This window comes from Nostoc sp. C117 (assembly GCF_043099735.1).
GTDB lineage: Bacteria > Cyanobacteriota > Cyanobacteriia > Cyanobacteriales > Nostocaceae > Nostoc.
This window is the reverse complement of the sequence record NZ_CP170991.1, coordinates 3,166,766-3,191,443: the sequence shown is the minus strand read 5'-3', so window position 1 is coordinate 3,191,443 and position 24,678 is coordinate 3,166,766. Positions and strand designations below refer to the sequence as shown.

The following is a 24,678-nucleotide window of genomic DNA, read 5'->3' as shown; positions in this document are numbered from 1 at the left end:
TTACATAACAGAAGACGTACAAACCCAAATTCAATCTAACTTTCTTAATTACGAATTACGTTAGCGTAGCGGGGCATAGCCCATTACGAATTAATTATGACTGTTGCTCGGACAATTTGTTTAGGATTTATGGCTGTCATCGCTGTAGGAACTATCTTGCTGATGATGCCTTTTTCAACTAGTAATGGTACGTGGAATAACCTAATTGTTGCACTTTTTACGTCTACTTCTGCAGTTTGTGTCACAGGTTTATCAGTAGTCGATCCTGGTACTTATTTTTCCTTTTGGGGTCAGTTGTTTATTGCCCTATTAGCTTAAATTGGCGGATTAGGCTACATGACAACCACCACATTTCTGATTTTGCTAATAGGACGTAAGTTTGATATGCGGCAAAAAATCGCCATTCAACAAGCTTTAGACCGACCTGGTATGAGTGGTAGTGCCCAAGTTATCAAGTCCATTATTGCTACAACATTGATTTTTGAAATTACAGGTGTATTTTTACTTTTACCAGCTTTTGTTCCCGAATATGGTTGGAAACAAGGACTTTGGTTGGCAATTTTTCATAGTATCAATGCTTGGAATAATGCTGGTTTTAGTCTATTTAAAGATAATTTAATCGGTTATCAATCGTCTTTTTTAGTAATTTTTACTATTACCGGATTGATTATCTTTGGCGGAATTGGCTATCAGGTAATTTTAGAAATGTACCTTTGGATACGCGATCGCATTCTCAAAAAAACTAGTTGTCAATTATTTTCTCTAGACTTTAAAGTTGCCACCAGCACGACAGTTATAAAGATAACCACCAATTTGCTGTAATTGGATTAGGTCGTTTTGGTAGATCTGTGTGTTCTACACTGCACAATTTTGGTTATCAAGTCCTAGCAACAGATATTGATGAAAAACGAGTTTCTGAAGCATTGACTGAGGGAATCGTTGGTCATGCATTGCAACTAGATTCTACCGAACCAGCTGCACTCAAAGAAGCTGGAGTTTTTGAATTCGATACTGTAATTGTAGCGATCGGCAACTACGTTCAGGAAAGCATCATAACCACTCTAAATGTGAAAGAAGCTGGTGTACCTCATGTAGTTGCCAAAGCTTCCAGTGAAGTTCACTGTAAACTGTTGCGGCGAGTGGGAGCGGATCATGTTGTTTTTCCTGAATATGAGGCGGGTTGTGCCTTAGCGCGTACACTCACCAAACCATCAATCTTAGATCGGTTTGACCTTGACCCAGATAATAGTATTGTAGAGATAATCGTGCCTGATGAATTTCACGGCAAAACGATCGCCGAACTTCAACTTCGCAACCGCTACGGTTTGAATTTGCTAGCGGTCAGTCAAGATGGTAAATTTCAAATTAATCCTGACTCAACCAAGCGTTTAGAGCGTGGTTCAGCAATGGTAGTTATTGGCTGCAACAAAAATATCAATCGTTTACCGATTTAAAAAAGTTAGGAGTTAGAAGTTAGGAGTTAGGAGTTAAACTTACCACTTAATATTGCTAGGCGACTCTAACTCCCAACTGAAAAACTGTTAATTGATTAGTTGAATCAGCATTAATTTATTCTGACTTCTGACTTCTGACTTATGAATTCTTCTTCATTGTCCAGTACTCGTTGAAGTAGACTGTGGTTCCACTGAAACAGGTGCATCACTGTGATTAGCTGGTGTTTCTGGCTGATTTGGTGTCTGTGGCTGAGTTGTTTGGACTACATTACTTGTAGGATTTGGAGTTTGCGAGGGAGTGGCTAGTTGATTGGCTTGAGGTTGCTGTGGTTCTCTCTTCTGAGCAATTTGCTGCATTAGCTGCTCAATTTTTTCAGCTTGTTCAATGTTGCCTTGTTGATGATATTCAGTATGGGCGCGTTTGAGTAGTGCATTGGCTTTTTTGATGTCACCTTGATTATATAAAGTCACTCCCAAGTTATAGTAAGCTGAGGCATTTTGAGGATTTTGGCGAATAGCTTGCCGATAAGCCGAAATGGCCTCAGAAGATTGACCATGAATTGCCAACAAACTTGCCATGTTGTTGTAGGCTGTGCCATTTTTGGGATCTAACTGTAAGGCTTGACGATAAGTAACGATCGCCTCCTCTATTTTTCCTTGTTGTTGCAAGGCGATCGCTAAGTTAAAATAAGCATTGGCATTGCTGCTATCGAGATTAATTGCTTTTTGATATGCAGCGATCGCTTCCTGTAACTGTCCTTGTTCAAACAGTACTAAACCCAAATTATACAGAGTTGCTGCTTTTGTCGGATTGATTACCAGGCTTTGGCGATAAGCAACAATCGCTGCTTCTTTTTCTCCTTGTCGGTACAACGCTAATCCCAAGTTGTAATAAGCTTCACTAAAATTGGGATTAGTTTTAATCGCCTCTGCATATTCTTGCACAGCCACATCCAGACGATTTTGCTGCAAGAAAATATTACCTAGATAGTTGTGTGCTTCCTCAACGTTGGGATCTCGCTGCAATGCTTGGCGAAAGGCATATTCCGCACCCTGTAAGTCATTGCGGTTATAGCGCGTGACTCCCTGCTGGAAAAAACTAGCTGCTTCCAAATCCTGAGAAATCGCGTTTTCTGCTAGCACCTTGCTTTCTGGGTAATTAATAATAATTGTTGGTGCAACCAAAACCACAAAAGCAGAGGAAGCCAACAAAAGTATGAACAGCGGCTTTTCCTGAGTAAAGCTTCGGTGAAATGCCACCTTAGATAACCAATGTAACCACTGTTGAGGTTGAGATTTTTTAGACATGAGTGACATAGCTGTACTGATGCTTATATGTTTATAAGTCAGAGTACCCACCACAGCATGAAAAATTACAAATCAAAAATTAAGAATTTCTCATTTCACGAGCATCCCAACGCAAGCACAAACATCCTTATCATTAATAAACAAATTCAAATCAACTGCTCTTTTACTTTGACGCCATCTTTCTTGACTATATAAGCTGGAACACCAACAACAACACAGTTGTTAGGAACATTTTTGACTACAACTGCATTCGCTCCAACTTGGACATTATCATTTATAGTTATTTTACCAACCACTTTCGCCCCTGCACTTATGGTTACATTGTTACCAATTATGGGACGCCCCTTAGTGGTATAACCGATTGTAACCTGTTGATTAATCCAGCAATTTTCTCCAATACTCTCTGCTGAAATTATCGTACTGAATCCATGTTGAACAAATAGCCCCGAACCAATATTATTACAGTCAATAAAAAGGGATGGACATTGTTTATAGAAAATTCGGCAAACCTGGACCAGAACAAAGCCAATCGAGTCACTTTGTTTAATTCTATAATAATAAAGGTTTCTAAATTCTTGATGTGTAGAAAGCAAATAGAGCAAATTAACCCAGTCAGCACTAGGTTGATTCATATTATCAACTATCTTTATCCATCGTCTTACATCTAAAATAATCACTTGTTTATTTTTACTTAAAAGAAACAATATGAGCATCGGAGCAGTTACGATTTGTCCGATAGTTTGGGCAAACTTAATTATGAAATCACGCATAAGGTTACTCACACTAGATATTGTAATTATCTGAAAAAAGTAAAAGTAGCCCAAGAATAGCAACTCTAAATATAATACCCTTCCGCAGGTCAGATGGCTGAGGGTAAAATTAGCATGGCATCACCGAAGGAATAGAAACGATACCCAGAAGCGATCGCTTCATTGTATATATTCAATAACCTTTGTCTACCAATTAGGGCACTTACCAACATCAGCAAACTGGAACGCGGCAAATGAAAATTGGTAATTAAGCCATCAACTACCCGCCATTGGTAGCCGGGGTAAATAAATAAGTCTGTATCACCACAAAATGGTTCTAAATTTCCAGATTGAGCCGCCCCTTCTAAAGCTCTTACTGCTGTTGTCCCCACAGCAATAATTCGCCCACCAGCAGCTTTGGTGGCGCGGATTTGCTCTACGGTAGCCGTAGGGACTTCAATCCATTCTTTATGCATTTGGTGAGTAGTTACGTCCTCGACTTCCACAGGGCGAAATGTGCCTACACCTACGTGTAGCGTCACAAAAGCTTGATTGATTTGGCGATCGCACAACTTTTGTAATAATTCTGGGGTAAAGTGTAATCCTGCCGTCGGAGCTGCGATCGCTCCTGGATATTGGGCATAAACAGTCTGATATTGGTCATCAGCAGCTTCAGAAGCAGTGATGTAAGGTGGTAGCGGTACTTCTCCAAATACCTCTAACAGTTGCACCAAAGACTTTCCCTCTGGTACATCAAATTGCAACAAACGCCCCCCAGTTGCTGTGTCTGTCTCCAAAACTGTAGCCGTGAGGAGGTGAGGCGATGACGGGGATAAAGAAATTAATTTATCTCCCCCTACTCCCTCATCTCCCCCATCTCCCCTTGCTTCAAAAAAAATCTTCGCTCCCAGTTTGAAGCTTTTTCCTGGTTTAACTAAAGCTAACCAACAGTTATGCTGCCGTTCTTCCAATAGCAACACCTGGATCTTAGCACCAGTGGATTTATGACCATAAAGCCGTGCCGGAATAACTTTTGTATTATTCATTACCAACAAATCACCAGGCCGCAGTAGTGTAGGTAAATCATGGAAAATGTGGTGTAGCGGTGCTGTTTCAATGCCTGTAGTGGGAGAGTCAACCACCAGTAACCGCGAACTATCTCTAGGAACTGCTGGGTTTTGGGCAATCATCTCTGGAGGTAGTTCATAATTATACCCAGCTATTGAACAATCTAATTCAATATCTTTTTCTTGTGAAGTAAAGATCTTGTTCAAATTCGCTTGTGCTAGTTTTTTCTCCATTTAGTATTTATACTGCTTTAAAAAATGCTGGTTTGAGCTTAGGCTTATAAGGAACTCTAAAGCATCGCTGCTCAATTTTATTTCTAGGCCATAAGATTGATAATATTAGGTAACACGCAAAAATCAACATCAAAATTGGGTAAACCTCCCCATCTAAAAAGGAGGGCTTTTACCCTACCGGGAATAGGCATCAATTTATGAATATAGATATGTAGGATTGGCTTTGATCCCAAGCACCAACAAACATGGAATACCTGTATTATCTGGCTAATGCCAGTCTAACCCTGAGGGTCGTTCAACACCTGCACGCTAGACCCCAGACACCAGTTTCCTTCGTCACCGTAATTCATCAAATTGATGGCTGGGTGGTTAGGATCAAACTTAGAGGTCAAGTTTCGCCCCAAGAAGATGGCGATTTTCGCGCTTTTCTAAATGAATTAGGAATTAGCTACGAACCGCCAATGAGGGTGCAAATGGCACTTTGGAGTTTGGAAGCGGGACAGTGCCCTGTAGACGTAATGCGTCGCTATCAAGTAGCGATCGTCTCTCATGGTAGCCCAGAGAGAGACGAAATCGAGGCTTTTCGGCAACAATTTGTTCGGGGCTTAGGCTACTGTCCAGAAACTTTGGCGTGATTCAATTTACTTGTAACGTCACTAACAATTGTTGGTCATTGGTAATCAAGATATTTTATCCCTTAGCGATTAACCAATGCCATTATCAATTAAAGAGTCAAAAGCTGCCAGAATGTATTCTTGCAGCTTAAACTTGTATCCGCCTACCGATGAAGTAGCGAGAGCTTCTGGTGTTGCTGTAACCCCAGTCATATTTTTTGATATCCGTTGACAAGAGACAATAGCAACATCAAATCGACAGGAATAATCTGCTTTTTCAGGATACTGGGCTAAAAATATTTCAGCTGTACGCCAAATTTTTGCTTGCTTTTGTGGGGTGATTGCACTTCTTCCCCCTGCATCCCAATTGCGCGAACTACGGGTTTTAACTTCAATAAATGCTAAGGTAGAGTGCTGAGTCCTGAGTTCTCCTACTGTTCCTCTGCTCCACTGTTCCCCCACTTTCCTATCATATTCAGCAATAATATCAATTTCACCCCAGCGGCAAGAAAAGCGACGATGGAGAATCACCCAACCTGTAGATTGCAACCATTGGGCTACTAGATCTTCTCCAAATTGACCAATCTCAGGATAATGCATATAAACTTTAGTATTCTGGGTTATTTAATGACTTAATTAAACAGAAAAATAAGAGTCGCTCTAACCGAAGCTATGCTGTTGAGGTTCGCGTAGCGTGTCGCAGACAAGCCTCTTGTTCGCGCTAACGTCTCTCTTGGGAGAAGAGAAGGCTTTAGCTGCGCTATCGCCTTTGGCGTCTCCCCTTAGGAGCTACGGTGTACACACAAGTGGGAAATAAATGTTCAAATCCTTGTATGAACTTGAATTAGTATTCATAAAAATATTTTTAAAGGATTTTTGCGTTAACATCTCTGACTCAAGGATAATGAGATGGAGGAGGGTTCGCGATTGGCTAAAAATAGCATGAATTCTAAGTTAAGCGCCCGGATTTGGGCAAGCATACTCAGCTTTTTCCTATGGGGAATAGTTGGCATCATGGTAAGCGTGGGTTTTGCTCCCACAGCTTTCGCACTCGAATATAATAAAGAAATTTTGATCGAGGCTGATTTCTCCGGACGTGATTTAAGAGATTCCAGCTTTACCAAAGCTAATCTTCGCCAGAGCAACTTCAGTCACACTAATTTAAGCGGTGTGAGTTTTTTTGCAGCCAATTTGGAATCTGCGAATTTGGAGGCATCTGACTTGACAAATGCCACTTTGGACTCAGCTCGCCTAATCAAAACAAATTTGACAAATGCTGTATTAGAGGGGGCGTTTGCTGCTAACGCCAAATTTGACGGCGCAATTATTGACGGAGCAGATTTTACCGATGTGCTGCTGCGTTCCGATGAACAAAAAAAATTGTGTAAAGTTGCCAAAGGGACTAATCCAGTTACAGGACGAGACACCCGTGACACTTTGTTTTGCCCATAGGGAGAGGGACTAGGAGAAGAATTCTAACTCCCCATTCCCCTTATCCCTCTACGGTGTACGCACAAGTTACCAGTTTTATTCCAATACGCTTGGGAACAGCCAGAATGCCCTCATGTAGAGAAGCGATTTATCGCGTCTAAAAAACTGCGACGTTAGAGAGACAAGATAAATCGCCGTCAAGACAGATAATCTACTTACCAAGTATTCCTTAACAGACTACTATTTCGGACTTGTGTGTACACCGTAGCCTTATCCCCAGAGGGGACTCCACCATCCCCATTCCCCCTACCAACCATGAGCGCCAATCTTTTCACAGACAAATTGCATTCCTTTGCCTGGTGAAGAATCTGCTACAAAAGGTATTTCTCCTTTATCCTTATCCTCTTGAATTAGCTGTCCCTCTGAACTGTAAATGGCAATGTGATTGAGAAAAAGCCGCGATTCTGTACACGATGCATCGAATGTAGTCTCGAAGATGCCATCACCGTACATACCGTAAAGCTTGTATGTTGTACCCTTAATACTTTTTGTGTCCAGAGCTATGCTGTTGCCTGACTTATCATGCCCTACGGTGATATATCTTTGTGCATCTTCGGGCATTGCTGCGCCAACACTTTCAGCAAACGCTGCGCCACTGCTCAACAAAATAGCGATCGCTCCCACAATGCCGCCTATTTTAACAGACATACAGTTTCAAAATATAAGATTTCATATATTTCTATCCGCAATCAAAGGGGTTCTGGCAGGGTAAAAGCACTGAAATCCAGATATAGCAAGGTCTTATACTAGTTAGTAACACTTTCTGGGAAGCGTCAAGCACTAAACAAATAGCTGCAATAGTTTTCAAAGTATGAGTTAAAAATAACGCTGACCCCCTCCCTATCAATCCTGCGGATTGAATTAGTCGGAGGTCGCGTTATTTTTAACTGCCTTATATCTCACCACTGAACGGAGTACCGTTTCAGTGGGAGGCTTACGGCGTAATAGCTAAATTCTTTTCTCTGTTTACTTTACTTCCTTTACATCAACTGATGACAGACCCTAGGATATATCAGGGTTTTTAACCCCTTTTACGACAACTAGCCGTTAAGCAATCACCAGGATATCACTGGATGTCACGACTGGAGCAGAGGTTAGGCTAGCAATTTGCTGTTGTGCAGCAGCACCATTACCATCAACATCAAAGAACAATCCACCAGTCAAATTGTTATAGATAAACCGTTGAGTGGCGTTTGTTGCAGAAGCACCCACAAAGAACTTAAGACTTGAAAGAGTACCTAAAGTTAGGCCACCACCAAAACCAGCGGCAGAAACTGCGATCGTATCAGGGGCAGAGGTAAAATCAGTGATGATATCTAAACCTTCCGGGGGATTTGAGAAGGTGAAGCGATCGCTACCAGCACCACCGGTTAAGATATCAACGCCACTACCACCGATGAGAGTATCGTTACCAGCATCACCCGCTAAGAAATCGTTGCCAGCACTACCACTGAGAATGTTGTTGCCAGCATTGCCAGTAATGATGTCGTTTTGAGCCGTACCTGTTACATTCTCAAAGTTATTGACAGTGAAGTTGAGCGTTCCCAGAAAAGGAACATTATTCACAATCAAACTATTGATAGCCAGATTTGCCGTAATACTGGTACTACCCGTTGCAGTGGAGTTATTGATTGTATCGCCCAGCAGGGTAGAAGCTGTGATAGTTTCAATGCCGTTCAACTGGTCAGTACCAAATCCACCTGCTTTAGTGACAGTACCCGTAGGTCCGAGAACTATAGTTTGTCCTAACACACTATAGTTTGCTGTGTCAGTGCCTGCATCACCGTTGATGATATCATTGCCCCGGCTACCAGCGAACACATCATCGCCAGTACCACCAACGAGAGTGTTGTTAGCATTATTACCAGTAATACTGTCATTTTGAGCTGTACCTCTGACGTTCTCAAAACCGCTGACAGTGAAGTTGAGCGTTCCTAGGCCAGGAACATTATTCACAATCAGGGAATTGGTTGATAAATTAACGGTTACTGAGGTTGGACTGGTTGCATCTGATGCGTCAATCCAGTCGTTGAGTGATGAAGTTGCAAAAATTCTCTCGACTTGAACCAGTTGGTCTGTACCAAACCCAACTCCTTTTGTCACGATTCCAGTAGACTTCAGGGTAATTGCCTGACTTAAAGCACTGTAATCAGCCGTGTCAATCCCACTGTCACCACTCAGCACGCTGCTGCCACTGGGATCTAATACGTAAAAATAATCATTACCAGTACCACCAATGAGGACATCACTACCTGCGTCATTAAACAGAATGTCATCTCCGCTTTCGCCAAACAGAATATCGTTACCAATTCCACCGAAGAGGATATCATTGCCATGACCTCCAAAAAGGTAGTCATTCCCGCCTTGTCCTAGTAGCAGATCATTACCATCCAGACCAAAAATGTAATCATGGGTGGCTTTACCGACCAAAAAGTCATTACCAGCAGTCCCAATAATAATGTGAACCAGCTTGAGACGGATGTCACTTGATGGCGTTAGCTGATTAGCAGCGGTCAAGAATGCCTTGAAAGCGGCCGGGTCATTTGCTACCTCAGGAGCTAACTTGACAACAAACTCAGTCGCTGCATCGCTAGTGGTTGTAACAATTTCAGGAGTTGGGTAAGCCAACCTGCTTTGTTCAACAAAAACTGGATCACTTAATGACTTAGCTAAATCAACAGCAGCTACCTTGCCCGAAAGTAATTCCTCATTCAATATATCAAGGTTGAATATAGGTGAGGCAGCAACATCCCCGATAACATCTACAGCGGCCTGATCTTGACCTACCGCCAATTGAAGAGATGTAGCCATGTAGTTTGATTTTCCTTGCGTTGAATATATGTATGCCTGGATTTGGCTCCGGACACAATACTTTAGACAAATATAAATAAATCATTAAATTGTTTACAATGCAATGTTTGCTGGAACACATTTAATACGAAATTTTTGTGAACAGATGTAGAATTGAAGCATCAGCCCAAATGTCAAATGAGCTTGGGGCGTTGCGTCTGTGTTGTCGAAGCGAATCTAAAACTAATCGTATCTGCTCACATTCTTCAGGCAAGTATTCGTAAGAAGGTCGCAATTTAGCTGCTAATAAATGTTTACCACAAAAAATGTAGAGTGGGGCATAACAATATCCTCCATAATAAGTGTTGAAGAATGCTTGCTCTTGATTATCATGCACTAAATCATTGGTTACATCTAGGTCTAATAGTATTTGTCTTGGTGCTTTGTAGTAGGATTCTAAAAATATTTCTACCAGTAATCTTTTCAATAGCTTCTGTGTCATGTCCGATGCGATGATATCCGCTATCTACTCTTTGTGAAACTGTTTCTGGGCAATGTTCGATGCGATTTAATGTACTTTTTCCTGCTAATACATTTACTTCATTCTCCAACCTAATTGTTTTTTTACTGCCAATACAAACATCAAATCGTGACGCAGTTCTTCATGGTCATTGAGGTCTTCATACTACATTACTAAACCGTATATTAGGGCAAGAGAATGTTGTACTTAGTAGTCTACCAACCCAAAAATGCTAAGTGAGGACTGGGGAAAGGGGAAAGGGAAAAGGGTAAGAGATTTAAACTTTCCGGGTGCATGTTTGACTTCAAGCAAGCCCCTCGTTGCTTCATCTTTATACTTTCTCACCCAACGAGTTATGGTTGCTTCATCACGCCCTAAACGTTTTGCCAGCGTTCGCCTGCTGCTGACTTGACCACTCTTGAGCCAATAGAGCATTTGCAATCTTTCTTTGCTGCTTGCCGTTGTCGCATGTTTGAGAGCTTTCTCCAATTCTTCAAGGCTTTCTGAAATCTCGATTTGGAATGGACGACTCATCACAAAATTACTAAATGCATCCATCTATTAGTTTGACGTAGTTTGGCGCATCTTCATACAGAATTGGTATGACAACCAATGGTTGTCAAATTTTCGTAAACACCTGCTGCGGCAATCAAGTAATTTGACTGTTGGCGACTATGAGCAAAGCGATCGCGGCAATATTCCTCAAATGTTTTATGCGTGGAACGGTACAGTCGTCTGTCCCTCAATTCTGTCAGCGCTTTCCCCGCCTCAAAAAACGCTCTTTCCACACGGCGCTCTAGGTGAAGGCGATCGCGCTGTTCTTCCTCTGTCAACTCTGGAATTTCGACAGAGGTAACAGTTATGTCTGCTGAAACCGGATCTTCCTCGTTTGACATATTGATTAACGCCGTTTCCACTCTATGAAGTAAATCGACATTAAGTTGCAACTCAGTTGAGCTAATCTTGCTTAATACATATTCCGCAACTATCAGCAGTTATGGCTAATCCATACTGGGAAACGGATTTACCGAGCGCCAAATGCAAGGAATGGTAGCTTGAAGTTCATTGCAACGTAATAAATACTTAAGATGACAGAAGCGATCATCCCTTCAAGAGAAGTAAAAAAGTAACACTTAAAAGGTTTATTTCATTCGAGAGCATTACCTGATTCCTTTACTGCCGTCATCAGTTCATCAAAACTGCATTCGTACAGTTTCATGAGTTCGCTGAACTGATCAATTCGTAGTTTTGGAATAGTTTTCCCATACTCCCAATTAAGTACTTCGCTGCAAAAGAAAATCAAGATTTAGGAGTTGTTAAAGCGCTGCGAAAACCAGTCTCCAAGCTCGATTTATCCCCTTTTCCTGCACCCTCTTGACAAAAGTGCAATCACTCTAACCTCTCACTGATGGACTTGGACAAAATCTCTGTCTAACTTGCGGGACAGAATCACTGCGTTGACAGGTTACAAATTCCGCATCGTCATCGGAAATCAATACCGCAGTGGACAGGATTCGATTGGTTGGCACGCTGACAACGAAGCATCGATGGGATTCAACCCTGCGATCGCTTCCCTTAGCCTCGGTGGTGTTCGCAAATTCCAAATCAAACCGAGAAATGGTAAACCCACTGACTTTTGGCTGGAACACGGGAGTCTGCTTGTGATGCACCCTGGTTGTCAGTCCACACATCTCCACCAGGTTCCCAAAACCAACAAAGTTGTTAGCACTCGGATTAATCTTACTTTTCGACCACACATCAGGGGTAGATAATTCTGATTCTCCAGATCATGTATAATGCCCTTATTTAGTACATTTGTACTAGTAAGCAAGAATCAGAATCATTCATTGCCTGAGCCACTACAGACAAAACATCACTAAACCCCTGCTTTGGTACATATCCATTCCCTTTCCACAGGCGTTGAACCCTCATAAACTGGCTAAGGTATTGAACTTTAGTATGAATTTAAATTCCAACCTTAGTTGGAGCCAACTTTACATTGATATATGGACTGATTCATCAATCATTGTATTGTACAAAAATTCCAACTTTGAGTGGACGACAACTTAGAGTTAATTGCATATATTTAATTCAGGCAAATATTGAGAGTAATTTAGTTGCAATATTTCAGTTTACTTCACACAAAGATAGTAAGAAAAGGGCTGTATGCTCAATGCTGATGCTGAACATACAGTATCAGTGAGCTTTGACCGTGACCTGATATTTCCCAATTCTTGCCTGATATATGTAAAAAAGTGTACATTGTTCGGGTTTTGGTAACAGCATGATCGGCTTTGCGTCATCGTCAGATGAATTGTGTTATTGATTCTTATTCATGGCCTTCTGGTAACAGAATAATTTCTCAGTATTTGAAACAGCTTAGATCATCTACGAATTGAGTCAGTAATCTCAATCAATATTTTGTTGAGGATAATTTTATGACACGTATGCCATTACTAGTTGGAGATGATTTTGAGTATTCCGAAGTTCCAACTCAGAGTAACTTTTTTGGAAATTCTCCTATTAATCATGCACTCACTGCTGTCGCCCAAGAGGTCGCTAAATTGCTTCAACACGCAAATCCTGTTCAAGCTGATGGCAGTAACCATGCTGAAACAATTGCAATTCGAGCCATAGAACCGGAATACAGCCAGTTTTAATTTAGCAGTTTACTGGAAAAGAAAGTATAGAGGTAAGCAAGATAAAGAAGCTTGGTATTTATTAACCAATTTGCCTGATTTAGAAACTGCTGTCAAAGTTTACGGAGCGCGTTTTGGGATTGAAGCTATGTTTCGTGATTGTAAAACTGGTGGTTATAATCTCAAAGGTTCTAAAGCTAATCTTGATAAACTTGTGCGTTTAATTTTCTTAATCACTTTGGCTATGACCAGTGCTTGGTTACATGGACAAAGAACTAAATTTCAAAAACTTGATTCTTATATTTGTCGCACTCAAGAAAAAAATAGAAATGAGAAGCGTCACAGTAATTTCTGGATAGGTTTATATGGTGAGCCAGCGCGGTCTTGGGGGTTTCCCCCATGAGCATCCAGCTGTGTATGCCACTGGATTAGCCCTCTTGTGTCACTTTAGTAGAAACCAATCGCTGTAAGCCTTTTGCAGCTTTAATTTCTGGGTTTTGGCTATAAATTCTAGTTTCTGTTAGTAAATAACCTTCTTGTGTCACTATCGCGGTAGTATAATAATGTACAAAACCTAGAACGAAGACACAGAGCATGGTAGAGCCTCGTTCACCCATTAAAACCGTGAAGTTTGTGGATGAATATTGCTTGTGGTATAAAAACCTGTTTTCAGATGTTAGGAATTTTGAAGCTTTCAAATATCTACATATAGGATGTATTTCTGATTTAAAACGGAAAAGTCTACCTGAAATAGCGAAAATTGTTGGACTAGACAACTATGAAGGACTACACCATTTCTTAACTACATCATCATGGTCAGTAGAACAGTTAAGAGCTTTGCGATTGAAACTAATTTTAGAGGTACTAAAAGGAAGACCAATCATTCTAATTATTCATGAAACAGGAGATAAGAAGAAAGGCACGACTACAGATTATGTGAAACGGCAATACATCGGAAATTTGGGAAAGGTTGAGAATGGAGTTGTAGCAGTCACCGCGTATAGTGTATTCTGCGGGATGACTTTTCCCCTACTATTTGAAGTATACAAGCCACGGGAAAAATTAAAGCCAGGAGATAAATATCTTCCAAGCCTCAAATCGGGGCAATGCTAATCAGAAAACTACAGTTAATGGGTTTCAAATTCAACTTGGTGCTGGCAGATAGTTTATATGGAGAGAGTGGGACGAATTTCATATCAGTGCTAGATGAACTTGATTTAAATTATTTAGTAGCGATTCGCTCAAACCATTCTGTAGACTTACTTAAAGGGCAGTACACTCAATACTTAAAGTGGCAAAGGTTTAAAAGAGTGTTCTCTGACTTAAGCAGTGAAAATCGGTTTATTCGAGAAATAATTCACGGAAAACGTGGAGAACATAGGTATTGGCAAATTACTACAGACACTCTTAACTTACCTGGAAACTCTACCTGGTATGTCATGAGCAAATATCCCGACATTACACCTAGAGAGGTTGGTAATTTTTATGGGTTAAGAACCTGGGTTGAATATGGCTTAAAACAAAGTAAAAATGAATTAGGTTGGGCAGATTATCGTTTTACTCGCTATGAAGATATTGAGCGGTGGTGGGAAATTAAATGCAAGTGCCTACTTAATGGTTAGCCTTCATTCAGAATCTCTGCATCTTTCTCCCCCAGATCCTCAATCAACATTTGCTTCTCACCCCTGGTGGGATAATGGTAAAGGTTGGAAGAATATTCTCAACAATCTGCGTTTAGTTATTCAACCTTTTATACTATTTAACCTCATATATCCCTGGTTGACAGTTTTTCCTATTCCTCAACTGTCTTTGGGTTTTTCTACGCTTCAAGCAATCGTTTATGGGCTCACTTCCCCAATTTTTCTCTTCCTGGATCACCCTGAATTCTATTTTTCTTCTGCCTAAAGTGACACAAGAGGGATAAAGTCTCAAAGCTTGATTCAATCTAAGGTTGAGAATTTTGCTTCGATTATTGTTTTCCAAAAGTGACATAACAGGGTTAGAGTGGACAACCTCCTCACTGCCGCCAAGCGAAAACTTTGAAGAGATTCCCATCATCATCTCAGAACCATATCGTTACTGGGAATCTGACAGATTGACAGTTGATCGATCATCTATTTAAAGAGAACCACTGATGAAGACACGAACAACAAAACAATTGGCTGGTGGAATCTTAACGATTGGCATGATTGGACTGCTATGCTCGCAGCCTCTCTTCGCGCTTCCAGTCAGCCAAGCTCAACCAAATCCCTCTCAAGATTATGTACTTCCCTACCGGGGCAGTTGGACGGGAACCTTCCGTACTGTCGGTTCTCAGGGGCAGATACTCGTATTTATCGATCCTGCCGGCAAACTGTACGGAAGTTTGAAGTCTAATGATGGTGAGAACTTTGCTCAAATTAGCGGTTCCCATCGCGGAAGTAAGTTTCATCTGGTTTTCACCCCTCCACCTAGCAGCCTTAACCAGTTTGGCACCGCTAGTCCTTACACCGTTGATGCAACCGCAAAGTGGGAGCAAGGGGTGAGTCGATTTGTAATCTCAGCCCCAACTAGAACGGGTCACTCACAATTATATACATTTGAGAAATCAATCGATAATCGATAAAACAATACATCGAACGGAGTTGCGATCGCCTCTGGCGAGGCTTAAGCCCATCGCCTCCCTTTTGCACAGGTGATGTACTTGAGCAAGAAGGATGAAATATTGCTGTTCTGTTAATGAACCAGAATCTTATCTCTAATCAGAACCGACTTTATGCAAACGAGAATTACATTGGAGAAAAATTATGCAGATGGGAGTGATTGGTCTGGGACGTATGGGTGCGAACATTGTTCGGCGACTGCTGCAAAACAACCATGAATGTGTCGTGTTCAATCGCACGCCTGACAAAGTGAAACTGCTTGCATCAGAAGGGGCGATCGGCACTTACAGCTTGGATGATTTTGTCCAGAAGCTCAATAAACCTCGTGCGATTTGGTTGATGGTGCCAGCCGGAGAACCAACCGAGCAGATGGTGAAGGAACTGGCTGCAAAACTGAATTCCGGCGATATCTTAATTGATGGCGGCAACTCTTACTACATTGACGATATTCGACGGGCAAATGATCTGATGGAAAAGGGCATTCACTACCTAGATGTGGGAACCAGTGGCGGAGTGTGGGGTTTGGAGCGGGGTTATTGCATGATGATTGGTGGATCTCAGATGGTGGTTCAGTATCTCGATCCCATTTTTAAATCATTAGCTCCCGGAGGGGGTGATATTCCGCGTACTGTTGGACGGGAAAAGGTAGGCGGTACGGCTGAAGAAGGCTATCTGCACTGCGGATCGAATGGGGCGGGGCATTTTGTCAAGATGGTGCATAATGGCATCGAATATGGCTTGATGGCAGCCTACGCAGAAGGATTGAATATCTTGCATCACGCCAATGTGGGTAAGCAGAACCGTGTGGCTAATGCTGAAACGACCCCCCTCCGCAATCCTGAACACTATCAGTATGACTTGAATCTGCCTGATATTGCCGAAGTTTGGCGACGGGGCAGTGTAATTGCCTCCTGGCTACTGGATCTAACTGCGATCGCCCTTCTGGAACAACCAGACTTATCAGGCTTTGGGGGGCGCGTGTCTGATTCAGGCGAAGGACGCTGGACGATCGCAGCCGCCATTGACGAAGGCACTCCTGTTCCTGTACTCAGCGCAGCCTTGTATCAACGGTTTAGCTCACGCGGCGAAAATGATTTTGCGGATAAGCTGTTGTCTGCCATGCGTTTTCAGTTTGGCGGACACGTAGAACAACAGGCGGAAATAAAATCATGACGATCGCCACTGCACCTCAGTCTCAAGTTGAAAGCTCGGTTCATCCAGCTGAACCTTTTGCGATCGTCTTAATAGATATGTCGTAAGCCCAAAGGAAAGAAGTTTTACCAAACAATAATTTTAGGAGAAACACAATGGCTCATCGAGTAAAAGAAATTCTCAGTTGGTATGGCAGCGACAATCCCGGAACGTTGACTAATTTAGCCCGGTTGCTGAATCATGGCAAACTAGCTGGAACTGGCAAAGTCGTCATGCTGCCTGTGGATCAAGGCTTTGAGCATGGGCCAGCTAGCAGTTTTGCGCCCAATCCACCAGCCTATGATCCTCGCTATCATTTTGAGTTAGCGATCGCAGCAGGATGCAATGCCTATGCCGCACCGTTAGGATTTTTGGAAGCGGGAGCGCGAGAATTTGCAGGTGAAATTCCCCTAATTCTGAAAGCCAACGATCGCGATGTGTTACTAGCTGAGTCAGACCCAACGCAAGCACTCACTGGCAGCGTGGAGGATGCGCTGAGGTTAGGATGTGTGGGGATCGGTTTCACTATCTATCCAGGTTCAGCCCATCGCTTTGAGATGTATCAACAGATTCGAGCCTGTGCCGAGGTAGCAAAGCGGCATGGATTGGTCGTGATGATTTGGTCTTATGCGCGGGGATCGGGTTTAAGTAAAGTGGGTGAGACAGCGATCGATGTGATTGGCTATGCGGCTCAGATTGCGGCTCAATTGGGCGCTCACATCATCAAGGTGAAACTGCCCAACGAACACGTTGAACAGGATGCAGCCCGCAAGGTGTATGAGCAAGAGCAAATTCCGATCGCAACATTATCTCAACGAGTGCATCATGTGGTGCAATGTGCCTTTAACGGACGGCGGATCGTGATTTTTTCGGGTGGGCCGATCGACAGTGATGATGCTTTCCTCAATGAAGTTCGTGCCATTCATGCCGGACATGGATTTGGTTCGATTATCGGACGCAATTCTTTCCAGCGTTCCAAGCCAGATGCACTGCGATTGCTCAACACAATCATGGATATTTACAGTGAACAGTCTCAGACCATTCGCACTCCTGCACTGACCTAATTTGTCTATCAAGACTGTTTTGATGAGTTTACAATCGAAATCGATCAAAACAGCCTAAAAATTGGGTTTGTTGTCTCTATTACGAACCGACTCCTCACCTTGAAGCAATCTTCCCCACCCCAATATGCCTGACTTTTTTCATCGCTTGCATCCCTCTACTGCTGCCAGGAAAGCTAGATCGTGAGAAAATCACGTCCAAAGCCTACCCTATTGAAAGATTATCGTGCCATCATTCCTGCTTCCTTTTTTGGTATGATTCTAGGTTTGGCAGGATTAGGTAGTTGCTGGCGAGTAGCTGCTAAACTTTGGCACTTGCCTACCTGGATTGGCGAAGCAATTATGCTGCTGACAATTGCAATCTGGCTCGTGTTGTTGCTGCTTTATGTGGGTAAATGGTTGTGGGCGAGAGCAGATGCCTTAGCTGAATTTGAGCACCCTGTTTTGTGTTGCTTTATTGGGTTAGTGCCTGTGTCTACGATGTTTGTAGCGCTAGCGATCGCACCCTACTCTCGTGCGATCGCCATCACATTATTTGTTGTCGGTACAATTGGTCAGTTAAGCTTTGGCGTGTATCGTTCCGGTCAGCTATGGATGGGAGGACGTAAGCCAGAAATAATCACACCCATTCTCTACCTCTCTACAGTCGCGGGTAGTTTTGTCAGTGCGATCGTTGCTAGTACCCTCGGTTATCGAGAATGGGGCCCGTTGTTTTTTGGAGGAGGGCTGTTTTCGTGGCTAGCACTGGAGTCGATGATTATGCAGCGCCTCTACTTGTTAGAAGCGTTGCCTAAACCACTACGTCCAACGCTGGGCATTCAACTTGCCCCCCCTGTCGTTGGCTGTGTTGCTTATTTGAGTATCACCAGTGGTCAGCCTGATGCCTTTGCCCAGTTTCTCTTCGGTTATGGACTGTTTCAAGGGCTGATTTTACTGCGGCTGCTACCGTGGTTGTTTCAACAACCCTTTACAGCTTCCTACTGGGCATTCACCCTCGGCATTGCTGCCTTATCGCTGGCATCCTTGCGCCTTGTTGAACGCGGCATGACTGGAGTGATGCAAGAATTGGCAATACTGCTATTCATTGGCGCAAATATTGCGATCGGCAGTATTGCTCTAGGGACAGTGCGGCTCTTGCTGCGGGGCAAATTACTAAGCTAACGATCGTTCATTTTTCCAGAACATATTGGGAGTGGAACTTATGGCTGCAACAACTAAGCAAAATGACACTAAATCGTTCGTTTACTCAACTCGAATTGATATTCTTGTAGAAATCCGATCGCAACTAGATAACCCAAGTTGCGGGTTATAAAACAATACAGTTAAGTTAAGGCTAAAAACTAAAACTGGCGTAGGTTGGGTTGAGGAACGAAACCCAACATTATCAGGGCTTTGTTGGGTTTCCCTGTTGCTCAACCCAACCTACTATTCTTCTTAACCCAAGCGTATTGGGTTATAAAATTCTGAATACTTCGTGACCATTGATTGAAACAAATGCACATGAAAAGTTAGCGGTGGCGTTATGGGAGACCGGAAATTAGGTCAAGCTGAGATCAGAGCATTAAATCATTTTAATGTATTAGAATCAACCGATTAAATAAATGCTTTTTGGAGAGTAAATGCCAAAATAAATACTTGAGGCTTCAGTAAAAAAACTGGAAAATTACAAGCATGAATCGATTTAGATAAATCACTTGTTATCTCACTAATTTAGATGTAATGTTGAGTATGTTGTTTAATAGGGTTCCAATTTGATTTTAATTATGCAAAAAATTATAGGCTTCATTGAGTTTGTTGGCTGATTCTTCTAATAAGCTTTGTTCATGAGCATTTCTTGATAACAGCAATTGGCGCTCAATACCTGTTGAGCCAATGATACATGGAAGTCCAAAAACAACTTCACTGCCAACTCCATAGTTAGAATCTGCTCTGGCCGATACTGGAAATATCTGCTTTTCATCTCGCAGGATTGTATCAACTAACTGACAAACTACTGTTGATATACCATAGCTTGTATTTCCTTTGCGTTCAAAAATGTTATGGCCTCGTTTACGAGTTAACTGTGCATACTCTTGCTGAATTTGTTCTAGCGTTGCTCCTTGTGGTATGGGAAATTCAGTTAACAAAATTCCCCCAATAAATGCACTAGACCAAACGACAAATTCACTGTCTCCATGCTCTCCAATCACATAAGCATGAACGTCTTGTTTTGCAACACTCAGTCGCTTTCCAAGTTGATATCTCAGTCTAGCAGTATCAAGAACGGTTCCCGAACCGAAAATTAGGTTTTCTGCTCTAGTGGAAGTAGCGATCGCAATCCGCGTGAGTACATCCACCGGATTGCTAATGATAATTATGATTGAATTCGGTGCAACTCGATCCAATTCTTTGATTGTCAAACGTATAATCTCTGCATTGTCACTCAATGTATCTAATCGCGTCTGTCCAAGTTTCGGCTGCACCCCAGCAGTCACAATAATGATATCTGAATCAGCTAAGTCTTCATACTGATTTGATGGTATGATTTCCATTTCTTTAAGTAGAGGAATGCTGTCTTCAATGTCCCAGACTTCTCCTTCAGCTTTTGATAAGGTTCGGTCAAAAAGGACAACCCTTACACATCTACCGAGTAGAACTAAAGCATTTGCAACATCTGCACCTACATTACCTGCACCAATAATACCGACTTTAGATGTTTTACTCATGATGCTATATCTACTTTTTTCAAGAGATAAATGTCGTTTGTTTGGTAAATCCTTGGGTCTGCAATTGCTGTCTCCTCACAATTTGGAAAACAATATATTTAATCCTTCGGTCATCGTGGGATGAGTCAAAATACCATCGCGTAGAACGGTGTACGGCATCTGAGCTTGCATCACCATTTGCACTGTTGAAATCACTTCACCTGCTTCATGACACAACAGGGAACACCCTAAAATACGACCTGTATCTGCATCCACGATCGCCTTCAGAAGTCCATCGGTTTGACCGAGCGTTCTTGCTCTAGGAACGATTGACGCATCGATTTTCGCCACGCGGATAGCATATCCTTGTTGCTGTGCTTCAGTTTCAGTCAAACCCACATGAGCCAGTTCTGGATCGATGAACAAACAGGATGGCACTAAGCGATCGCTTGTACTCCGGTTGCCCCCATCAATTAAATTGGCTTTGATAATGCGATAATCGTCAAGCGATATATGGGTGTATTGCGGGCCGCCGTTGATGTCGCCTAACGCCCAAATTCCAGGTACGTTCGTCTCTAAGCGATCGCTAACTTGAATAAATCCGCGTGTATCGGTTGCCACACCAGCAGCAGCTAAATTTAAGCTATCGATATTGGGCGCACGACCAACGGCGACGAGCAAATGCGACCCTTGGAGGGTGATTTCACGATCGCCAACTTGAATTTGCAGGATGGTTTCATTATCAGTGCGATCCACCCTCAACACCTTCGCCTTTAGCAAGAATTCAATACCATCTTGTTCTAGCAGTGTTTGAACTGCGATCGCTATATCTGGATCTTGCAGTGACAGAATTTGCTCACTTTGCCCAATGACAGTAACGCCAGAGCCAAAGCGCCGAAACATCTGGGCAAACTCTAAACCAATATAGCCACTACCGAGAACGATCAGGTGTTCAGGCAAATATTCTAGCTCCATAATCGACTCACTTGTTAAAAACTCAACTTCAGTGAGTCCGGGTACAGATGGAATTAACGGTCGTGTGCCTGTATTAATAAATAAGCGTTCGGCGGTAAGTAAGCGATTGTTCCCCTCAGTCGTCGTTACTGCGATCGTTTTGGGAGCAACAAACCTTGCTTCGCCAATGATCAAGTTCTTATCCAAAGCCGTTTCTAAATTGTGCAAGTTCATTTCACGCATCCCTTGCACAACCGCTCGTTTTCGTTGGATCACCTCTGCTAAATTAACAGTGGGTGTATTGGTTTTAACCCCATAAGCGGCACTGTTTCGCACTGTGTTTGCTACATTGGCACTCGTCACCATAGTTTTAGTAGGAATGCAGGCGATATTAATGCACCCGCCACCAATCATATTTAAACTGCGTTCAACCAGAGCGGTTTTACGTCCGTCAGCAACTAACGCTGGTGCTAGTGTTTTACCTGCTTTGCCGCCGCCGATAATAATGTCGTCATAGTGTTGAGTGTCCACTTCCATATCCTTTGGGTTTGATCGGGTGAATACAATTTCTAGAAGGTGTTATTAATTTCAGAAAAAACTGGCTGACTCAATACCTTAGTCAATTTACGAGGGTTCAATGCCTGTACAAACAGGATGAATACGTCCTAAAGAAGTGAGTTTGGTAAAAATTTGGGTTAATAAAATAGGCTCAGGCATTTCGGGAAGCATTTTTAAAATTTCATGGACATATCGAAAACCACGATAGTGAGTCTTAAGGTCGAGAATGCCGGAGTCGGGATTAAGGAGACGAAAATCTCAGAGGAGATGATGGGATAAATTTACCATAAAAAATGCTAAATTAGCAGCATTAGTCACCGCAGTTTGGCTTAAATTCATAAAATCTTCCAGACCCCAAAACTGTTTAGCATCACGAAAGTTAAACTCAATTTGGAAACGGAGTTTATAGTAGTCGATTATTTTCTCAAATGATAATTTCAAGTCGCTAGAGAATAGGATTACATGGCTGCGGACATTAGTTTTAAGATTGATTTTGATCAAAATAACTACATTTAGAGCCTGGGCAAATTCTTTATGGAGTAAAGTCGCTTGATAAATATCAGTTTGAATATCCTCATCAATGGTACTTTTACATAAATACTTGTTAGGTATATTATCGTAGTCGATTTTATCACCGTATTTACGACGTGAGCGCTTATCAGGGTCAGAGTGTTGATAAGGTACATATAATGCTGAATCATAACGGAGTTTTGAAATTATGTGCAAGTTAACTTGGTGAACCATCTGCATAGCATTATTGTTACCAAAATGTCCATCCAAGACTAAGTAAGTAAGGGGGATAAATTTAGCCAAGAACTCAAATAACGACTTAATCATTTCCTGAATTCGGAGTAATTCAGATGTTAAAACTACCTGTGTTTTATTCTTGTTTTTACTTCCTTTTGGTCGTCCACGTCCACGTTTCTCTTTCGGTTTTATTTCTTTAGTTGGTGACAGGCTACTTTTTTCTATATCGCTCTTGATTACCTGTTCTATCTGAATCGGAAACGAGTGCCTTTGTTCAACACTTACTAATGACAATGTAAAAAAAGATAGTCCTAATATAGGTTTGCTAACTAGGCTAGAAAAAAATCTATCCAGCCCATAAGTTTGTTTCCCTGATTTACTTATTACAACTTCATCTCCTGCAAGCAAATACACTTCATTCGCACGGAACAAATGCTTGCGGAAAAATAGCCAAAATAATGTTGCCCAAGGTATTACTGTATGAAAGAATCTCAACATTGTTCGATAACTACCACCAGTGCTTGTCCAACGAGAAATTCCTAACATCGTGACTCGTCCGCTCATCGCTAACATGGCCAGGATTATTTGATTCATTCGGCGCATCGTCGTAGCGTTGATCTGCGGTAGCAAGCATTGCAGTAGTGATAAGATGTCGAGCATGGGCTGTTTGTGGGTTTTGAGTTGTCGTTGTGAGAGACAATAACTCTACTACGGCAGCCCTATCTCTTCAAACTTTGCGATCGCACCCCAGGTTGGAAATTTATGCGAAGACAATAACTCTATTACATCATCCCTCCGAATTCATACTCTTATTTTGGCTAAGGTATTGTGACTAAGAGGGTTTTAGCGATAACGTATTTGGCGAGCGTAACTCAAGATGCTTGCCCTAGCTGGGTTGACAAAAAGTGCATAACACCCGCTAAAAGATTCAACTTTTTCTACAAGCTTGCTTCATCACAATACGGTTGTTTTTATACACCTCTAAAGTTCCAGCCTGCGGATTATCTAACGTGCCATCCCACACCGAATATTCATAATTTCTATTCCGAAACTTATACACTCGAACACCTTCTGTCGCTTGGCTAGTTCCTTTGCCCAAACTTAAATTACCGTTGGGACTGGTCGCGCGATAGAGCAATTCACCGGAATTATAATTCTGCCAAATATTGATGTTGTACCCACCCTGGCATTTTGTACTCAGGATGAGGCCAGCAGTAGAATCAGCAGAAGCAGGTAAGGAAAAATTAGCTAAGATACTGATTGGCAGAGCCACGAGTAACGCCGATGTTTTCATGAGTTTTGTAAAATTAATAAGTTTGACATTACTGCATTGCTGCTACAACTTCATCTGTAGAAAGAACTGCATTGGCGATATAGCCAAAGTTGATCAGTGCTGCCTTGTAGCCGTCGCCCAATTCCGGATGTCGAGGGGCTGCTGTTGCATCCTTGACAACAAGAACCTCAAATCCCTGCTCAAGCAATTCGCGTAGGTGAGCTTCAACACAAAGATTTGCCAACATTCCGAGTATAATGACTTTGCTGATGTTGCGTTTACGCAGTTGCAAAACGAGGTCGTTAGTTTGCGGCCCATAGACTTTGTGGGGACTCGCCACAATCGTCTTGCCATCCTCAATGAAGGGCTTATAGCGATCGAGCCAGTCAGCACCCGATCCCAGGAATCCATCTAGGCTCAACGCACCACGGCGATCGAACTCCTTAACCTCAAGCATCATTTGCTCTAGGTTTCCGGCAAATTTCCAACTATGGTCGGTGGGGTAGTAATAGTGAGGGGAGATAAAAACTTCAAATCCATTCTGCTTCGCGGCTTTGAAGATTCGCTCAATGTTTTCGATGGTGTTGTTATCCTTAACACTCTCACCCACCAAATCCCAGGAAACCCCTTTTTCGCTCAAGACATCGTTTTGCGGATCGATGACAACTACTGCGGTGTCATTCTTGTTGATGTTCATGGTTT

Annotated in this window: 20 protein-coding genes and 6 pseudogenes; 12 read left to right on the top strand and 14 right to left on the bottom strand. The window is 42.3% G+C overall.

Translation table 11 applies throughout. The annotated features are described in order from the left end of the window. Positions 1-96: 96 nt before the first annotated feature. Both ACFG4S_RS14015 and ACFG4S_RS14010 read left to right on the top strand, forming a co-directional pair. Positions 97-798, top strand: a pseudogene (locus ACFG4S_RS14015) (potassium transporter TrkG); the annotation flags it as partial. Next, positions 798-1,454, top strand: a pseudogene (locus ACFG4S_RS14010) (potassium channel family protein); the annotation flags it as partial. The pseudogenes ACFG4S_RS14015 and ACFG4S_RS14010, both read left to right, overlap by 1 nt. A 153-nt stretch (positions 1,455-1,607) precedes the next feature. On the opposite strand, the gene ACFG4S_RS14005 reads toward ACFG4S_RS14010, so the two are convergent. From ACFG4S_RS14005 to queA, 3 genes are all read right to left on the bottom strand, one after another. Beyond that, entirely contained in the window at positions 1,608-2,762 is a 1,155-nt protein-coding gene (locus ACFG4S_RS14005) for a tetratricopeptide repeat protein (RefSeq protein ID WP_392535366.1), read from the bottom strand. A gap of 146 nt (positions 2,763-2,908) precedes the next feature. Further along, entirely contained in the window at positions 2,909-3,532 is a 624-nt protein-coding gene (locus tag ACFG4S_RS14000; RefSeq protein WP_392535365.1) for a serine O-acetyltransferase, read from the bottom strand. Positions 3,533-3,621: 89 nt separating this feature from the next. Beyond that, complete coding sequence (gene queA / locus ACFG4S_RS13995; protein ID WP_392535364.1) at positions 3,622-4,812, bottom strand: tRNA preQ1(34) S-adenosylmethionine ribosyltransferase-isomerase QueA; 1,191 nt, start codon at positions 4,810-4,812, stop codon at positions 3,622-3,624. 245 nt (positions 4,813-5,057) lie between these two features. Between queA and ACFG4S_RS13990 the strand changes: the two genes are divergently transcribed. Then, positions 5,058-5,447 (top strand): hypothetical protein, encoded by a 390-nt coding sequence (locus ACFG4S_RS13990; RefSeq protein WP_069068139.1) that lies wholly within the window; start codon positions 5,058-5,060, stop codon positions 5,445-5,447. Between the two features lie 69 nt (positions 5,448-5,516). On the opposite strand, the gene ACFG4S_RS13985 is transcribed toward ACFG4S_RS13990, so the two are convergent. Continuing rightward, the gene (locus ACFG4S_RS13985; RefSeq protein ID WP_392535363.1) at positions 5,517-6,026 is read right to left on the bottom strand and encodes a YraN family protein; all 510 of its coding nucleotides are present in this window, start codon (positions 6,024-6,026) and stop codon (positions 5,517-5,519) included. 342 nt (positions 6,027-6,368) lie between these two features. Between ACFG4S_RS13985 and ACFG4S_RS13980 the strand changes: the two genes are divergently transcribed. Beyond that, positions 6,369-6,878, top strand: a complete 510-nt coding sequence (locus tag ACFG4S_RS13980; RefSeq protein ID WP_392535362.1) for a pentapeptide repeat-containing protein — start codon at positions 6,369-6,371, stop codon at positions 6,876-6,878. Positions 6,879-7,163: 285 nt separating this feature from the next. Here the strand turns inward: ACFG4S_RS13980 and ACFG4S_RS13975 are convergent, their stop codons facing one another. From ACFG4S_RS13975 to ACFG4S_RS13955, 5 genes and pseudogenes are all read right to left on the bottom strand, one after another. Further along, a complete protein-coding gene (locus ACFG4S_RS13975; RefSeq protein WP_392535361.1) occupies positions 7,164-7,565 on the bottom strand; it encodes a hypothetical protein in 402 nt (133 codons plus the stop codon). A 399-nt stretch (positions 7,566-7,964) separates the two neighbouring features. After that, positions 7,965-9,728, bottom strand: a complete 1,764-nt coding sequence (locus tag ACFG4S_RS13970; RefSeq protein WP_392535360.1) for a calcium-binding protein — start codon at positions 9,726-9,728, stop codon at positions 7,965-7,967. 121 nt (positions 9,729-9,849) lie between these two features. After that, a pseudogene (locus ACFG4S_RS13965) lies at positions 9,850-10,392 on the bottom strand (transposase); the annotation flags it as partial. A gap of 42 nt (positions 10,393-10,434) precedes the next feature. Then, positions 10,435-10,785: a helix-turn-helix domain-containing protein gene (locus ACFG4S_RS13960; protein WP_392535359.1), complete on the bottom strand. Its 351-nt coding sequence runs from the start codon at positions 10,783-10,785 to the stop codon at positions 10,435-10,437. A 62-nt stretch (positions 10,786-10,847) separates the two neighbouring features. Further along, positions 10,848-11,123: pseudogene (locus ACFG4S_RS13955) on the bottom strand (hypothetical protein); the annotation flags it as partial. A gap of 561 nt (positions 11,124-11,684) precedes the next feature. Between ACFG4S_RS13955 and ACFG4S_RS13950 the strand changes: the two are divergent. From ACFG4S_RS13950 to tehA, 8 genes and pseudogenes are all read left to right on the top strand, one after another. After that, the gene (locus ACFG4S_RS13950) at positions 11,685-11,999 is read left to right on the top strand and encodes an alpha-ketoglutarate-dependent dioxygenase AlkB family protein (RefSeq protein ID WP_392535358.1); all 315 of its coding nucleotides are present in this window, start codon (positions 11,685-11,687) and stop codon (positions 11,997-11,999) included. 666 nt (positions 12,000-12,665) lie between these two features. Then, positions 12,666-12,887 (top strand): hypothetical protein, encoded by a 222-nt coding sequence (locus ACFG4S_RS13945; protein ID WP_392535357.1) that lies wholly within the window; start codon positions 12,666-12,668, stop codon positions 12,885-12,887. Positions 12,888-13,014: 127 nt separating this feature from the next. Next, a complete protein-coding gene (locus ACFG4S_RS13940) occupies positions 13,015-13,269 on the top strand; it encodes a hypothetical protein (RefSeq protein WP_392535356.1) in 255 nt (84 codons plus the stop codon). A gap of 191 nt (positions 13,270-13,460) precedes the next feature. Further along, positions 13,461-14,771 (top strand): annotated as a pseudogene (locus ACFG4S_RS13935) (IS701 family transposase). A 229-nt stretch (positions 14,772-15,000) separates the two neighbouring features. Continuing rightward, complete coding sequence (locus ACFG4S_RS13930) at positions 15,001-15,471, top strand: hypothetical protein (protein WP_392535355.1); 471 nt, start codon at positions 15,001-15,003, stop codon at positions 15,469-15,471. Between the two features lie 181 nt (positions 15,472-15,652). Then, entirely contained in the window at positions 15,653-16,681 is a 1,029-nt protein-coding gene (gene gnd, locus ACFG4S_RS13925) for a phosphogluconate dehydrogenase (NAD(+)-dependent, decarboxylating) (RefSeq protein ID WP_392535354.1), read from the top strand. Positions 16,682-16,815: 134 nt separating this feature from the next. Further along, positions 16,816-17,763, top strand: coding sequence for a class I fructose-bisphosphate aldolase (locus ACFG4S_RS13920; RefSeq protein ID WP_392535353.1), 948 nt, complete (start codon positions 16,816-16,818; stop codon positions 17,761-17,763). 180 nt (positions 17,764-17,943) lie between these two features. Then, complete coding sequence (gene tehA, locus ACFG4S_RS13915; RefSeq protein ID WP_392535352.1) at positions 17,944-18,921, top strand: dicarboxylate transporter/tellurite-resistance protein TehA; 978 nt, start codon at positions 17,944-17,946, stop codon at positions 18,919-18,921. A 596-nt stretch (positions 18,922-19,517) separates the two neighbouring features. Here the strand turns inward: tehA and ACFG4S_RS13910 are convergent. The 5 genes and pseudogenes from ACFG4S_RS13910 to ACFG4S_RS13890 form a co-directional block, all read right to left on the bottom strand. After that, the gene (locus ACFG4S_RS13910; RefSeq protein ID WP_392535351.1) at positions 19,518-20,465 is read right to left on the bottom strand and encodes a malate dehydrogenase; all 948 of its coding nucleotides are present in this window, start codon (positions 20,463-20,465) and stop codon (positions 19,518-19,520) included. 75 nt (positions 20,466-20,540) lie between these two features. Then, entirely contained in the window at positions 20,541-21,935 is a 1,395-nt protein-coding gene (locus tag ACFG4S_RS13905) for a mercuric reductase (protein WP_392535350.1), read from the bottom strand. An 87-nt stretch (positions 21,936-22,022) separates the two neighbouring features. Next, positions 22,023-23,363 (bottom strand): annotated as a pseudogene (locus ACFG4S_RS13900) (transposase). Between the two features lie 268 nt (positions 23,364-23,631). Beyond that, entirely contained in the window at positions 23,632-23,997 is a 366-nt protein-coding gene (locus ACFG4S_RS13895; protein ID WP_392535349.1) for a hypothetical protein, read from the bottom strand. Positions 23,998-24,025: 28 nt separating this feature from the next. After that, positions 24,026-24,673 carry a cysteine hydrolase gene (locus tag ACFG4S_RS13890; protein ID WP_392535348.1) on the bottom strand — a complete coding sequence of 216 codons (648 nt, stop codon included), beginning with the start codon at positions 24,671-24,673 and terminating at the stop codon, positions 24,026-24,028. Positions 24,674-24,678: the final 5 nt, after the last annotated feature.

What these genes read in the sequence shown, in the direction of transcription:
- ACFG4S_RS14000 (WP_392535365.1), bottom strand. Translation starts at nt 3,532, where the DNA reads ATGCGTGATTTCATAATTAAGTTTGCCCAAACTATCGGACAAATCGTA.
- ACFG4S_RS13970 (WP_392535360.1), bottom strand. Translation starts at nt 9,728, where the DNA reads ATGGCTACATCTCTTCAATTGGCGGTAGGTCAAGATCAGGCCGCTGTA.
- ACFG4S_RS13960 (WP_392535359.1), bottom strand. Translation starts at nt 10,785, where the DNA reads ATGGATGCATTTAGTAATTTTGTGATGAGTCGTCCATTCCAAATCGAG.
- ACFG4S_RS13985 (WP_392535363.1), bottom strand. Translation starts at nt 6,026, where the DNA reads ATGCATTATCCTGAGATTGGTCAATTTGGAGAAGATCTAGTAGCCCAA.
- ACFG4S_RS13890 (WP_392535348.1), bottom strand. Translation starts at nt 24,673, where the DNA reads ATGAACATCAACAAGAATGACACCGCAGTAGTTGTCATCGATCCGCAA.
- gnd (WP_392535354.1), top strand. Translation starts at nt 15,653, where the DNA reads ATGCAGATGGGAGTGATTGGTCTGGGACGTATGGGTGCGAACATTGTT.
- ACFG4S_RS13945 (WP_392535357.1), top strand. Translation starts at nt 12,666, where the DNA reads ATGACACGTATGCCATTACTAGTTGGAGATGATTTTGAGTATTCCGAA.
- ACFG4S_RS13940 (WP_392535356.1), top strand. Translation starts at nt 13,015, where the DNA reads ATGTTTCGTGATTGTAAAACTGGTGGTTATAATCTCAAAGGTTCTAAA.
- ACFG4S_RS13975 (WP_392535361.1), bottom strand. Translation starts at nt 7,565, where the DNA reads ATGTCTGTTAAAATAGGCGGCATTGTGGGAGCGATCGCTATTTTGTTG.
- ACFG4S_RS13930 (WP_392535355.1), top strand. Translation starts at nt 15,001, where the DNA reads ATGAAGACACGAACAACAAAACAATTGGCTGGTGGAATCTTAACGATT.
- ACFG4S_RS14005 (WP_392535366.1), bottom strand. Translation starts at nt 2,762, where the DNA reads ATGTCTAAAAAATCTCAACCTCAACAGTGGTTACATTGGTTATCTAAG.
- ACFG4S_RS13980 (WP_392535362.1), top strand. Translation starts at nt 6,369, where the DNA reads ATGAATTCTAAGTTAAGCGCCCGGATTTGGGCAAGCATACTCAGCTTT.
- ACFG4S_RS13905 (WP_392535350.1), bottom strand. Translation starts at nt 21,935, where the DNA reads ATGGAAGTGGACACTCAACACTATGACGACATTATTATCGGCGGCGGC.
- ACFG4S_RS13920 (WP_392535353.1), top strand. Translation starts at nt 16,816, where the DNA reads ATGGCTCATCGAGTAAAAGAAATTCTCAGTTGGTATGGCAGCGACAAT.
- ACFG4S_RS13990 (WP_069068139.1), top strand. Translation starts at nt 5,058, where the DNA reads ATGGAATACCTGTATTATCTGGCTAATGCCAGTCTAACCCTGAGGGTC.
- ACFG4S_RS13895 (WP_392535349.1), bottom strand. Translation starts at nt 23,997, where the DNA reads ATGAAAACATCGGCGTTACTCGTGGCTCTGCCAATCAGTATCTTAGCT.
- ACFG4S_RS13910 (WP_392535351.1), bottom strand. Translation starts at nt 20,465, where the DNA reads ATGAGTAAAACATCTAAAGTCGGTATTATTGGTGCAGGTAATGTAGGT.
- queA (WP_392535364.1), bottom strand. Translation starts at nt 4,812, where the DNA reads ATGGAGAAAAAACTAGCACAAGCGAATTTGAACAAGATCTTTACTTCA.